At 63.1% G+C, this 12900-nt stretch carries 14 protein-coding genes; 7 read left to right on the forward strand and 7 right to left on the reverse strand.

The window, feature by feature from the left end; genetic code table 11:
• Positions 1-28: 28 nt before the first annotated feature.
• On the forward strand, positions 29-193 hold the full coding sequence (locus Mame_RS19485; RefSeq protein ID WP_018065521.1) for a DUF1328 family protein: 165 nt from the start codon (positions 29-31) through the stop codon (positions 191-193).
• A 7-nt stretch (positions 194-200) separates the two neighbouring features.
• Here Mame_RS19485 and Mame_RS19490 read toward each other — a convergent pair whose 3' ends face one another.
• Entirely contained in the window at positions 201-1106 is a 906-nt protein-coding gene (locus Mame_RS19490; protein WP_018065522.1) for a LysR family transcriptional regulator, read from the reverse strand.
• A 152-nt stretch (positions 1107-1258) separates the two neighbouring features.
• Here Mame_RS19490 and Mame_RS19495 point away from each other — a divergent pair, with 152 nt between their 5' ends.
• From Mame_RS19495 to glcF, 4 genes are read left to right on the forward strand one after another with little or no spacing between them, the layout of a single operon-like run.
• Positions 1259-2695, forward strand: coding sequence for an FAD-linked oxidase C-terminal domain-containing protein (locus Mame_RS19495; RefSeq protein ID WP_018065523.1), 1437 nt, complete (start codon positions 1259-1261; stop codon positions 2693-2695).
• Positions 2688-3911 carry a glycolate oxidase subunit GlcE gene (gene glcE / locus Mame_RS19500; protein ID WP_018065524.1) on the forward strand — a complete coding sequence of 408 codons (1224 nt, stop codon included), beginning with the start codon at positions 2688-2690 and terminating at the stop codon, positions 3909-3911. Before Mame_RS19495 ends, glcE begins: the two co-directional genes overlap by 8 nt.
• Positions 3908-4285 carry a DUF4870 family protein gene (locus tag Mame_RS19505; protein WP_018065525.1) on the forward strand — a complete coding sequence of 126 codons (378 nt, stop codon included), beginning with the start codon at positions 3908-3910 and terminating at the stop codon, positions 4283-4285. Before glcE ends, Mame_RS19505 begins: the two co-directional genes overlap by 4 nt.
• Before the next feature lie 3 nt (positions 4286-4288).
• Complete coding sequence (gene glcF / locus Mame_RS19510; RefSeq protein WP_018065526.1) at positions 4289-5590, forward strand: glycolate oxidase subunit GlcF; 1302 nt, start codon at positions 4289-4291, stop codon at positions 5588-5590.
• An 18-nt stretch (positions 5591-5608) separates the two neighbouring features.
• On the opposite strand, the gene Mame_RS19515 is transcribed toward glcF, so the two are convergent.
• Positions 5609-6553, reverse strand: coding sequence for a nucleoside hydrolase (locus Mame_RS19515; protein ID WP_026173593.1), 945 nt, complete (start codon positions 6551-6553; stop codon positions 5609-5611).
• 32 nt (positions 6554-6585) lie between these two features.
• Between Mame_RS19515 and Mame_RS19520 the strand changes: the two genes are divergently transcribed.
• Positions 6586-7062 carry an Hsp20 family protein gene (locus Mame_RS19520; protein ID WP_235726828.1) on the forward strand — a complete coding sequence of 159 codons (477 nt, stop codon included), beginning with the start codon at positions 6586-6588 and terminating at the stop codon, positions 7060-7062.
• Positions 7063-7140: 78 nt separating this feature from the next.
• On the forward strand, positions 7141-7392 hold the full coding sequence (locus Mame_RS19525; protein ID WP_018065529.1) for a BQ00720 family protein: 252 nt from the start codon (positions 7141-7143) through the stop codon (positions 7390-7392).
• Positions 7393-7408: 16 nt separating this feature from the next.
• Here the strand turns inward: Mame_RS19525 and trmB are convergent, their stop codons facing one another.
• The 5 genes from trmB to Mame_RS19550 all read right to left on the reverse strand — a co-directional run bounded on the left by trmB (position 7409) and on the right by Mame_RS19550 (position 12900).
• Positions 7409-8116, reverse strand: a complete 708-nt coding sequence (trmB, locus tag Mame_RS19530) for a tRNA (guanine(46)-N(7))-methyltransferase TrmB (RefSeq protein ID WP_018065530.1) — start codon at positions 8114-8116, stop codon at positions 7409-7411.
• Positions 8117-9355 carry a methionine adenosyltransferase gene (gene metK / locus Mame_RS19535; protein WP_018065531.1) on the reverse strand — a complete coding sequence of 413 codons (1239 nt, stop codon included), beginning with the start codon at positions 9353-9355 and terminating at the stop codon, positions 8117-8119. It lies immediately after the preceding gene.
• A gap of 180 nt (positions 9356-9535) precedes the next feature.
• Entirely contained in the window at positions 9536-9949 is a 414-nt protein-coding gene (locus tag Mame_RS19540; protein ID WP_018065532.1) for a helix-turn-helix domain-containing protein, read from the reverse strand.
• Between the two features lie 243 nt (positions 9950-10192).
• Positions 10193-11659 carry an apolipoprotein N-acyltransferase gene (gene lnt / locus Mame_RS19545; RefSeq protein ID WP_018065533.1) on the reverse strand — a complete coding sequence of 489 codons (1467 nt, stop codon included), beginning with the start codon at positions 11657-11659 and terminating at the stop codon, positions 10193-10195.
• A gap of 32 nt (positions 11660-11691) precedes the next feature.
• Entirely contained in the window at positions 11692-12900 is a 1209-nt protein-coding gene (locus Mame_RS19550; protein ID WP_018065534.1) for a hemolysin family protein, read from the reverse strand.

A 12900-nucleotide genomic window follows, 5' to 3' on the forward strand; every position in this document is an offset into this window, starting at 1 on the left:
GGATCGGCCAATATTGAGAGGACACATCATGCTTGAATGGATTCTGATACTGTTGATCATCGCGGCTGTTGCCAGCCTGTTGGGTTTTCGCGGCGTTGCGGGCCTTTCCGCAGGCATTGCCCGCATTCTGATCTTCATCGTCCTCGTGGTCATTCTGATTTCGCTGATCACCGGCGTGTTGATCATCGCCTGACCGATTGTCACAGCACGGCCCTGTCCCAATAGGGGGACGGGCCGTAGAGCCCGGCCATGAAGTCGATGAACAGCCGCACCTTGGCCGGCAGAAAATTCCTGGAGGCATAGACCGCGAAAAGCCCGACATTGTCCGGGCTTTTATAGTCCGGCAGCACCTGGACGAGTTCGCCCGCCGCCAGTTCCGGCCCGATATCCCAGGTCGACCTCAGCGCGATGCCCATGCCAGCCAGCACAGCCTCGCGGATAACCTCGCTGGAATTCGTCACCAGCCGCCCGACAGGGCGGAACGACACCGGCCCCTCCGGACCTTCAAGACGCCAGTATTCGCCATTATGCGCCGGCAGGCAGACATGATCTTCCAGCGCCTCCAGGCTTTGGGGAGCGCCGAAGCGCTCGACATACTGGCGCGAGGCGCAGAGCACGCGGCGGACCGGGGCAAGCTTGCGGGCAACCAGCGTGGAATCCGAAAGCTCCCCGATCCTCACCGCAAGGTCAAAGCCATCGGCGACGATATCAACGAAGGCATCGCTGAGAATAAGCTCGATTTCCAGCCCCTCATGGGCATTCATGAAGTTCGCCAGATGCGGCGCGATATGCATCCGCCCGAACGAAGTCGGCGCCGAAATCCTGAGCCGGCCCCGAACTTTGGACGTATGGCCTTCGACGAAGGCCTCGGCCTCCTCGATACCGGCCAGCACGGGCAGCAGGCGCTCGTAGAACCCGCGTCCGGTCTCCGTCAGGGTGATCATCCGCGTCGTGCGCTGCAGAAGGCGCACCCCGAGTTGCTCTTCCAGACGTCGAATGCTTTTCGACACCACAGCCGGCGAAAGCCTCAGCGTCCTGCCCGCATCGCTCATGCTGCCGGTCGCGGCCACCTCCGCGAACACTTCCAGATCCTGCAGATTTTTCATAATCACCGCGATTGTTGCCGTTGTGGAATAAGTATTAGCATTTGTCTCGCAGTGAGGCCAATGTTAGAGAATGAGTTGCAGCCGTGATGCTGCGATTATCCCGTTTTGCGTGGCGTCCGGAAGCAAGCCCGGGCGCGATCTGGAGGTCCGCTTTGACAGGCACAATCGCGTTTCGCGAACCCGATGCCGGCATTCTGGCGCGGCGCGAGACAATCATCGAGGAATTGCAGGCGCTGCTGCCTGAAGACGCGCTGGTGCACGAGGCGCGCGAACTGGTGCCGTTCGAGACCGATGCGTTTCTCGCCTATCATCGGGTGCCGCTGGCGGTCTGCCTGCCGGAGACCACCGAGGATGTCGCCAAGGTGCTGCGCTACTGCCATGAGAACGGCATTCCCGTTGTACCGCGCGGGGCCGGAACCTCGCTTGCCGGCGGCGCGATCGGCCAGGAGGATGCGATCATTCTCGGCCTGTCGCGGATGAACCGGATTCTCGACATCGACCTGCCAAACCGGGCCGCGGTGGTGCAGGCCGGCGTCACCAATATCGCGATCTCGGAAGCCGTCGCGCCGGAAGGCTTTTTCTACGCGCCGGACCCGAGTTCCCAGCTTGCCTGCACGATCGGCGGCAATATCGGCATGAATTCCGGCGGCGCGCATTGTCTGAAATACGGCGTCACCACCAACAACTTGCTCGGCGTCAAGCTGGTGCTGGTCGACGGCACGATCATCGACCTCGGCGGCAAGATGTTGGACTCGGGCAGCCTCGATCTTTTGGCGCTGGTCTGCGGCTCGGAGGGCCAGCTCGGCATCATCACCGAGGCCACCGTGCGGCTGCTGGCCAAGCCCGAGGGCGCGCGGCCCGTGCTGTTCGGCTTCCCCTCCTCCGAAAGCGCCGGCGCCTGCGTGACCGATATCATCGCCGCCGGCATCATTCCGGTCGCGATCGAATTCATGGACAAGCCGGCGATCGAGATCTGCGAGGCCTTCGCCCATGCCGGCTATCCGCTGGATGCCGCCGCCCTTCTGATCATCGAGGTCGAGGGTTCCGAGGAAGAGATGGAGGCGATGCTCGGCCGGATCGTGACGATCGCCGAGAGCCACGGCGTGATGGCCGTGCGCCGCTGCCAGTCGGCCACGGAGGCCGCGCTGATCTGGAAGGGGCGCAAATCCGCCTTCGGCGCGACCGGGCGGATCGCCGACTATATCTGCATGGACGGCACTGTGCCGCTCAGCCAGCTTTCCTACGTGCTGCGGAAGACCAGCGAGATCACCGACCGCTACGGCCTGCGCGTCGCCAATGTGTTTCATGCCGGCGACGGCAACATGCACCCGCTGATCCTCTACAACATCAACGATCCGGAGGACGCCGCGCGCGCCGAGGAGGCCGGGGCGGAAATCCTGAAGCTTTGCGTGGAAGCCGGCGGCTGCCTGACCGGCGAGCACGGCGTCGGCATCGAGAAACGCGACCTCATGCGCCACCAGTATGGCGAGGCCGACCTTCGCCAGCAGATGGCGGTGCGCGCCGCATTCGATCCCGCATGGTCGCTGAACCCCTCCAAGGTGTTTCCGCTGGAGGGACGCAATGACTGAGCTTCTGACGCCCGAAACCGAGGCCGAGGCGGCCGCGATCATCGCCCGCCATCACGACAGCGGCGCGCCGCTGCGGCTGTGCGGCGGCGACACCCGCTCCGGCTTCGGCAACCCGGTCGAAGCGGAGGTGACGCTGAGTTCGCGCGCGCTCTCCGGCATCGTGGCCTATGAGCCATCCGAAATGGTGATGACAGCGAAGGCCGGCACGCCGGTTGCCGAAATCGAGGCGGCGCTGGCCGAAAACGGCCAGTTCCTCGCCTTCGAGCCCATGGATCATCGCGGCATGATAGGAACCGAGGGCACGCCCACGATCGGCGGCGTGTTCGCGGCCAATGTCTCGGGGCCGCGCCGGTTCGCGCTGGCGGGGGCCGCCCGCGACCACCTTCTCGGCGCCCGCTTCGTCAATGGCCGCGGCGAGGCGATCCGCGCCGGCGGGCGGGTGATGAAGAATGTCACCGGCCTTGATCTCTCACGGCTGATCGCCGGCTCGCACGGCACGCTCGGCTTCCTGACCGAAGTGACGTTCAAGGTTCTCCCCGCGCCCAAATCCGCCGCCACGCTGATTGTCACGGACCTCACCGAAGAAGATGCCGTGAAGCTGATGGCCGCTGCGATGGCGCTGCCGCTCGAAGTCTCGGGCGCGAGCCACCTGCCCTATAGCGTGCGATCCGCATTTCTGAACGACGGAATCAATGGCGACAGCGCCACCTGCCTGCGACTGGAAGGACTGCCGGAATCGGTTTCGGCCCGCCTCGACAAGCTTGCGGCCTATGCCGAGCCTTTCGGCCCCCTCACCCGGCTCGGCGATGCGGACACGCGCGAATTGTGGCGCGAAATCCGCGATGTCGCGCCCTATCAGGACCGCTCGCTCCGCCCGCTCTGGCGCGTCAGCGTCACGCCGTCCGAAGCGGCGGCGCTGGTCGGCGCGATGCGGCTGGAGGCGGCGGTGGACGCGTTCTACGACTGGCAGGGCGGGCTCGTGTGGATGCGGATGGATGGCGCGCCCGAGGCCGATATCCTGCGCGCGCTGCTGAAGAAGCACGGCGGCGGGCATGCCACGCTGATGCGCGTCGATCCGGCCGCACGCAAGCTGACGCCCGCCTTCGAGCCGCAACCGGCGGCGGTCGCGGCGCTTGACGCCCGCATCCGCGCGAAACTCGACCCCAGGGGCATTTTCAATCCCGGCAAGATGGCACAACAGGAGATGGCAGCATGAGCGACCCGCACTATGACGCGCCCAAGCGTTTCGGCGACGGCTGGATGGACCCGAGCAAGAACAACGTCATTCTCATCTATATTCTCTACCTGGTCGGCTGCGTGATTTTCGTCGCCGGCGTGATCGGTCTGATTGCGGCCTATCTGAACCGCGACAAGGCGGAAGACTGGCTCAAGACGCATTACACCTGGGCGATCCGCACCTTCTGGATCGCGCTGCTGTTTTCGGCGATTTCGTTTGTGCTGACCTTTGTGCTCATCGGCGTGCTCGGCTTTGTGGCCACCGGCGTCTGGGTGATCGCGCGCGTGATCGTCGGCCTGCAGAAGGTGAACCGCAACGAGCCGATCGCGAACCCGCAAAGCTGGCTGATCTGATCGATGCAAACCAGTTTCTCATCCGCCCAGCTTGCCGATCCGAAGGTCGCGGAGGCCGAATCGATCCTGCGCAAATGCGTGCATTGCGGCTTCTGCACCGCCACCTGTCCAACCTATGTCACGCTCGGCAACGAGCTCGACAGTCCACGCGGGCGCATCTACCTGATCAAGGACATGCTGGAAAACGATCGGCCGGCGGACAGGGAAACCGTCACCCATATCGACCGCTGTCTCTCCTGCCTGTCCTGCGTGACCACCTGCCCCTCGGGCGTCGATTACATGCATCTGGTCGATCATGCGCGGGTGCATATCGAAAAGACCTACAAGCGCCCGCCGATCAACCGGTTTACCCGCGCTGTGCTGGCAGCCGTGCTGCCCTATCCCGGGCGGTTTCGGGCCGCGCTCCGGCTCGCGCGTCTCGGCCGTCCGTTCGCCGGGCTTTTCTCCGGGCGTGAGGCGCTGAAGCCGTTCGAGGCGATGCTGAAGCTTGCGCCGAAACGGTTGCCCGCTCCCTCGGCGATTTCCAAACCCGCGTCGCACGCGCCCGAGACTGACAAGCGCGGCCGCGTGGCACTGCTGACGGGCTGCGCCCAGTCCGTCCTCGATCCCGGCATCAACGAGGCGACCGTCCGGCTTTTGACCCGGCTCGGCATCGAGGTGGTGGTGCCGAAGGGCGAAGGCTGTTGCGGCGCGCTGGTCCATCATATGGGCCGCGAGGAGCAGGCGCTTGCCGAGGCCCGGCGCAATGTCGATGTCTGGACGCGGGAAATCGAGGCCGGCGGGCTGGATGCCGTGATCATAACCGCGTCGGGCTGCGGCACGACGATCAAGGATTACGGCCATATGCTGGCGCAGGACCCGGCCTATGCAGAAAAGGCCGCCCGCGTCTCCGCGCTGGCGAAGGACATCACCGAATATCTGGCAGGGCTCGCGCTCGGCGACCAGCCGCGAAAGGGCGTCACGGTGGCCTATCACTCGGCCTGTTCCATGCAGCACGGCCAGCAGATCAAGGCCGCGCCGAAGCTGCTGCTGGAGGCAGCAGGCTTTGCCGTTGCCGAACCGGCCGAGGGGCATCTGTGCTGTGGCTCGGCCGGCACCTACAACATCATGCAGCCGGAGATCTCGGCCAAATTGAAAGCCCGCAAGGTCAAGAATATCGAGGCGCTGAAGCCGGATATCATCGCGACCGGCAATATCGGCTGCATCACCCAGATCGCCAGCGGCACCAAGACGCCGATCCTGCACACCGTCGAACTGCTCGACTGGGCCTATGGCGGGCCGAAGCCGGCGAAGCTCGCCGGCTGACCCTTCGCGTTCAGCACCTCAGAGCCGCGCCAGCCGCTCCGTCAGAAGCGCGAAGAAGCCATCGGCATCGGCCTTGCCGATGACGAGCGCATTGGGCTTGCGGTCGGTGACGCGCCACCAGTCGATGACGGTCGCGCCCAAAGTCAGCGGCGATTGCGTCTCGATCTCGACATTGCAGTGTCTGCCGGAGAAAAGCTCCGGGCGGATGAGATAGGCGGTCACCGCCGGGTCATGCAGAGGCCCGCCATCGGAGCCGTATTTCTCGACATCGAAGCGCTCATAAAAGCGCAGCATCGCGGCCATGGCCTTCGCCGCCGGACGCCCGATCGCATCAATGCGATCGACCCGCTCCTTGAGGCAGAGCAGCTGATGGGTCACGTCGAGCGGCATCATCACGATCGGAATGCCCGAGCGGAACACGATATCGGCGGCTTCCGGATCGACATAGATGTTGAATTCGGCGGACGGGGTGATGTTGCCGCCCTCGAAATAGCCGCCGCCCATCATCACGATTTCCTGGACCCGGTCCACGATATCCGGCGCCTTTTCAAACGCCGTCGCGACATTGGTGAGCGCGCCGAGCGTGCAGAGCGTGACCGTCTTTTCAGGCTCAGTGCGCAGCGTCTCGATGATGAAATCGACGGCATGCTGCTTCTGGAGCGGCATGGTCGGCTCGTCGAGCTCCGTGCCATCGAGCCCGGTCGAGCCGTGCACATGTTCCGCCGTGACCAGCGGACGGCGCATAGGCTTGTCGCAGCCGGCGAAGACCCTGATATCCGGACGCCCGGAAAGCTCGCAGACGATGCGGGCATTGCGCTCGGTTCTGGCAAGCGGCACATTGCCGGCCACGGCCGTGATGCCGAGCACCTCGATCTCCTCGGCGCTTCCAAGCGCGAGCATGATCGCGGCCGCGTCGTCCTGGCCGGGATCGGTATCGATTATGATTTTCCGTGGGCTCATTATATAAATCCGAATTGAACAGGCAGGCGCTGTGAATGGACACTCGCTCGCGGATTGTCAAGGCGAACCGCGCTTGGCAAACTGCAAGGCAAAAGACGGAAACGACCATGCCCAGAATTGACCTCAGATTCGACCCAAGGTTCGCCGAAAGGCAGGATAGCTCGAACGCGGTAAAAGGCGCATCCGGATACCCGCCCTTCGACGTCGCCTGGTTTCCCGGCGGGAAGGAGCCTGGTTTTCTGCGCCTCACGCTCGCCGTTGCCGGTTTCGCCGCGAGCGAGCTCGACGTCGTGATCGAGGGTTCGGTGCTCATCGTCAGCGGCAAGGCGGAGGAGCGCGATGAGGGCGAATATCTGTTTCGCGGCATCGCCGGCCGCCAGTTCCGCCGCCAGTTCGCGCTTGCCGACGGCATGGAGGTGATCCGCGCAAGCCTGGAGCGCGGATTATTGTCGATCGACCTCGCGCAACATCCTCAGGAGGTACGAAAAATTAAGATTTCCGTTTCACAATAGGCTCGTAAAAACAAAGGGCTCCCGACCTTTCCGGACGGTTTGCCTGAATGTCTCAGGTCTTTTGCAGGAAATCGCTTCATGAAAATCCCGGGTGCGGAACAATCCCTCGAAAGTCTCGCGGAATTCGGTACGGGGCATCTCGGCTATTTTCGAGAGTTCGAGCGGACCGAGGCGTTGCGCCATTTCCCGGATGCCGCCAACCTCAAGTCCGCCGACAAGCTTTGGGCCCTTTTCAGCGCGGACGGCGCGCTGCTGCTTCTGACCGAAAACCGCACCAGCGTGTTCTTCAAGGCGATGGAAGACGACCTGAAGACGGTCACGCTGCACTGAGCCGGTAACCTGGCTCTCAAAGCCTTTTGAACGTCAGATAGGCGCTGCCGCGCCCTTCCCGCTTCGCCTTGTCCTCATAGCGCGTTCCCGGCCAGTTGTCGTAGGGCGTCAGCCAGTCGGCAGCCCCGCGCGCCTGCCATTCAAAACCGCCATGCCGCCGGCAATGCAGCAGCGTCCAGTTGATGTAGCTGTCGATATCGGAGGCGAAGCAGAACGTCGCGCCCGGCTTCAGCACCCGGTGGAACCGCTCAAGATTCGGCTGCGAGACGAAGCGGCGCTTCCAGTGTTTCTTCTTCGGCCACGGGTCCGGATAGAGCAGGTCGATCTGGTCGATCGAGGCATCCGGCAGCCAATCCAGAATATCGACGGCGTCATCGTCGTAGAGCCTGAGATTGCCGGGCGTGCGTTCCTCCACCCGGCCAAGCAGCTTGGCCATGGAATTGACGAAGGGCTCGACGCCGATGAAGCCGGTCTTCGGGTTTTCCTCGACGCGGTGGAACAGATGCTCGCCGCCGCCAAAGCCGATCTCGAGCCGCACCCGCTCCACCGGCGCCGCGAAAGCCGCGCGGAGGTCGGCGGGCGCAGGTTGGCCGGGATCGATGGCGAGCGTGGGCAAAAGCTCAGCGAGGTTACGCGCCTGTCGGTCGCGCAGCGGCTTGCCCTTGCGGCGGCCGAAAAACGCCCGCCCGGTTGAATTCTGACTGTCGCCGGTCACCTTACGCAATCAGCCTTTCAAAGCCAGTTTCAGCGGCTTCACCAGATCGAGCCGTTCCCAGGAGAACGACCCGTCGCGCCCGGCCTTGCGGCCGAAATGGCCGTAGGCAGCGGTCTTGGCATAGATCGGCTTGTTGAGATCGAGATGGCGGCGAATGCCGGAGGGCGACAGATCCATCACGGCGCGGATCGCCTTTTCGACCTCTTCCTCGGTCACCTTGCCGGTCCCATGCAGATCGACATAGACGGCCAGCGGCTGGGCGACGCCGATCGCATAGGCAAGCTGGATGGTGCATTTTTCGGCAAGGTTGGCCGCGACCACGTTCTTCGCGAGATACCGCGCTGCATAGGCCGCCGAGCGGTCGACCTTGGTGGTGTCCTTGCCCGAAAACGCGCCGCCGCCATGGGGGGCCGCGCCGCCATAGGTGTCGACGATGATCTTGCGGCCGGTAAGGCCAGCGTCGCCATCCGGCCCGCCGATGACGAACTTGCCGGTGGGGTTGATGTACCACACGCAATCATCGGCAATCGGCAGTTCGCCGAGCGCTTCGCGGATATAGGGCTCGACCACGCTGCGGACCTTTTGCGAATCCCAGCTTTCGTCGAAATGCTGGGTCGACAGCACGATCGAGGTCACGGCCGCGGGCTTGCCGTCCTTGTAATGCACCGTGACCTGGCTCTTGGCGTCGGGCCCGAGCTTTGCCACCTCGCCCTCGCCGCCCTTGCGGGCTTCCGACAGGGTCTGGAGAATACGGTGGGCGTAGTAGATCGGGGCCGGCATCAGTTCTGGGGTTTCGCGGCAAGCGAAGCCGAACATGATGCCCTGGTCGCCGGCGCCCTCGTCGCCCTGCCGGTCGGCGGCGCTGTCGACGCCCTGGGCGATATGGGCGGACTGGGCATGCAGCAGCACATCGATGCGCGCGGTCTTCCAGTGGAAGCCGTCCTGCTCGTAGCCGATATTGCGGATGGCGCGGCGCGCGGCCGACTTGAACCGCGAGGGATTGACGATCTCGTTGCCGTTCTTGTCCAGCTTCATCAGGCTCGGCGGCAGACGGACCTCGCCGGCGATGACGACGCGGTTCGTGGTGGCCAGCGTTTCGCAGGCGACGCGCACCGACCACGGATCAACGCCGGTCTTCACGGCCTCGCGATAGACGAGGTCGACAATTTCGTCGGAAATTCTGTCGCAGACCTTGTCCGGATGGCCTTCTGAAACGGATTCGGAAGTGAAAAGATAGTTGGCGCGCATCGGGATTCCCCACATAGAAATTGGCCCGATTTTGATAAACGCTTCGCGTGGCTATGACAAGCGCACAACGATATCAGTATATCTTTATGTCCCCGAAACCCAGGTGGATTTTGACGCATGCCTTGACCCGAGGAGAGCAGAGCGCTCTCCCCCACAATGCGTCAAAATCACCCTGTTACCTCATTCCGCTTCAGCCGCCAGTGACTTGACCAGATCCACAAGCCTGCGCCGCACTTTGGCGTCGTTGATCTTCACAAAGGCCCGGTTCAGCTGAAGCCCTTCCGAAGACGAGAGAAAATCGATCACATAGCTCGAGCTCGAAGCCTCCGCCATTCCCGCGGCGCCAATGCCCTGTTCGCCGGGTGCGTCCTCGAAAAAGAATGAAACCGGGACATTGAGAATGGTCGAGATGTTCTGCAATCGGCTGGCGCCAACGCGATTGGTGCCCTTTTCGTATTTCTGAATCTGTTGAAAGGTGATGCCAAGGCTCTCGCCGAGTTTCTCCTGGCTCATTCCTAACATTGTCCGGCGCAACCTGATCCGACTCCCGACGTGCACGTCAATGGGGTTCGGCTTCTTCTTGTTTTCTGTCATTGTTCGTCCTGTTTTTTTAACCTGACATAAAGGCCCCGTCACTGTGCCGGAGAGCTATGCAACCCATCGATTAAGCGACCAAAAAGCCATAGTTGAGTGCCAAGTGCGGTCACTATGCAATTTTGGAGTAAAGCGGTCAATTCTGCGCGAAATATAAAACCATGAGATGAGTAAAGATTTGCTAATTCAGCATATAGTGTGGCAATTTAAGGACACGCAGGACCGCGCGCATCTTTTAATTTCCTAACGTAAGCTGACCCTACCATCGAGTACGCCACGCCGGTCAAATGGCAGCCGGTCGATGATCCGTCCATAGGGATCAACCATCGCGGTTACGCCGTTTTCGCCGACGCGTATCAACGGCTTGCCGGCCTCGACCGCCCGCAATCTCGCCTGGGCGAAGTGCTGGAAGGGCCCGGGCGTTCGCCCGAACCAGGCGTCATAGGTAACGTTTACCAGCGCTGACGCACCAGCCGCCTGCCCCTCCACCAGCCGCGGAAAAACCGCCTCATAGCAGATGAGCGGATAGAGCGCGGCGCCATCCGGGAGCAGCAGCATCTGGCGGTTATCAACAGGAACATAGCTGCCCGGCAAGGTCGTCAGCGCATCGAGCCCGATCGCGCGGAAGAAATCCTCGAACGGCAGATACTCGCCAAAGGGCACGAGATGGGTCTTGCCGGAAACGGAAACGGTTCTCCCGGCGTCATCCAGCACATAGACCGCGTTGTAGAATTCGGGCCAGCCATCGGGTTTGCGCCCGGCGAAGCTTGCCGCGCCGAACACAAGTGTCTGCCCCGGCTTGAGCATCTCGCCGATCGCGGTGCGGGCATCGGGCCGCGCTTCGATCGTGAAGGGAAGAACGCTTTCCGGCCAGATGATGATATCGGGGCTCTTTCCGTCATATCCGGCGGGATCGGAAGAAAGCTCCAGCAGCGTGGCGAACACCCGCTCGCGGCCTTCCTCGGTACGCCAGTCGGCCTCTTCGAAAGCCGGCTGAACCAGCCGAAGCCCTACCTCGCGCCCGTCGGCAGGCTGCACGTTTGCGAGCCGATGCCAGCCGTAGCCGATATCGACGGCCACGAAAACGAGGGCAAGCGTCAATCCGATACGTCGGCCGGATCGCGCGGCAAGAAGCGCGGGGCTTGCGAAGACATAGACGGCAAAGCCGCCCATCACATAGAGCCCGGTCAACCGGATCGCCTGCATGAACAGCGGCGTCGGCATCGCGGTATAGGCGATCGCGTTCCAGGGAAAGCCGGTGGCGAGATGCCCGCGCAGCCACTCCGCCGCGACCATCGCCACGCCGAGCGCGATCAGGCGCACCGGCCCCGGCCGCCAGAAAGAGGCCGCCAGCGCGCCCGCCAGTCCGTAAAACAGCGCAAGTCCGGCCGGAAAGCCAAGAACGGCAAGCGGCAGCGCCCAATACGCGCCATCCTTCCAGATCGCGACGCCAAGCCACCACAGGCCGAAAACGAAATAGCCAAAGCCGAACCACCAGCCGACCGCGAAGCCGGCCCTGAGGCGCGGCCTCAGCGCCTTGCCCGAAAGCGCACCGTCCATGACCATGACCATGAGCGGCAGGGCGATGAACATCACGGGCGTCAGCCCGAAAGGCGCCAGCGCAAAGGTTGCGACCGCGCCGGCGGCAAACAGCATCCGCCGCCGCGGCCAGCCCGTCAGATTTGCCAGATAGGCCGAAAGCCGTTGCAAAGGCGCAGTCCCTTCCGGCGGGTCAGCGCCGCCTATCGCTCGTCATGCGTTTCGCTGTCGATGTCCTCGTCATAGGAAGCATCATGCTCCTCATGCCGGGCGGCATCGCGGCTTTCATCCTGGCTCTCCGCGCGGGCGACGGAACGGCGGCGCGCCGGGCCGCGCTTGCGCAAAATCCTGACGCGGCGGATGCGGCGCGGATCGGCATCGAGAATGTGAACCTCGAAGCCCGAAAGCTGGATCACCTCGCCGCGCGCCGGAATGCGGCCGATGGTCGAGAAGATCAGCCCGCCCAGCGTATCGACATCCTCGGCATGCTCGCCGATCTCGAAATCGGGACCGATCGCCTCGGCGATATCCTCAAGCTCGACGCGCGCATCGGCGAGATAAACATCGTCGGAGACGCGCGTGAACATCGCTTCCTCGGAATCATGCTCGTCGTCGATCTCGCCGATCACCATTTCGACGATATCCTCATGCGATACCAGCCCGTCGGTCCCGCCATATTCATCGATCACCAGCGCCATCTGGGTGCGGCCCGCCTGCATGCGCTGCAACAGGTCGGAGGCAAGCATGGAGGGCGGCACGAACAGCACCGGCCGGATCAACCCGGCTTCGAGGATGGTTCTGTCGAGATTGACCTTGCCGAGATCGAAAGTGTTCTGGGCGGGCTTGGTCTGGCGCTCCGTCGGCTTGACTTCGCTTGCCTTCAGCGATCCGTTCTTGGCGGCCTCGCGGGCATTGGCCGGGCGACCGCGCCGGCGACCGCGCGCCTGCTTGGAAAGATAGGCCAACAAATCGCGTATATGGACCATGCCGCGCGGATCATCCAACGTTTCGCAGAACACCGGCATGCGCGAATGGCCGCAATTCTCAAACACCAGCAGCAGCTCGCCGATCGTCATCGACTGGTCCACCGCGTCGATATCGGCGCGCGGCACCATCACATCCTCGACCCGCACCTCGCGGAAGGACAGGATGTTGTTGAGCATCGCCCGCTCTTCGGGCGAGAAGTCGTTGTCGCTGGAATTGTTGGGGGAAAGCGCATCCTCAAGGTCTTCGCGCAGGCGCGAGGAACCGTGCCCGTTGCGCTTGAAGTACAGGAGAAGGCCCTTGAGGGGCGAGGCTGACGATTTCTGAGTATTTCTGCCCGTCTCCGGACTGTTAGGCTCGTCGAGCTCGGATCCGTCGTCGGAATCCTGACCGCTGTCACCGAGCGGTACAATCTGTTGCTGGTTCAT

Origin of the sequence: Martelella mediterranea DSM 17316, from assembly GCF_002043005.1 — a bacterium.
GTDB lineage: Bacteria > Pseudomonadota > Alphaproteobacteria > Rhizobiales > Rhizobiaceae > Martelella > Martelella mediterranea.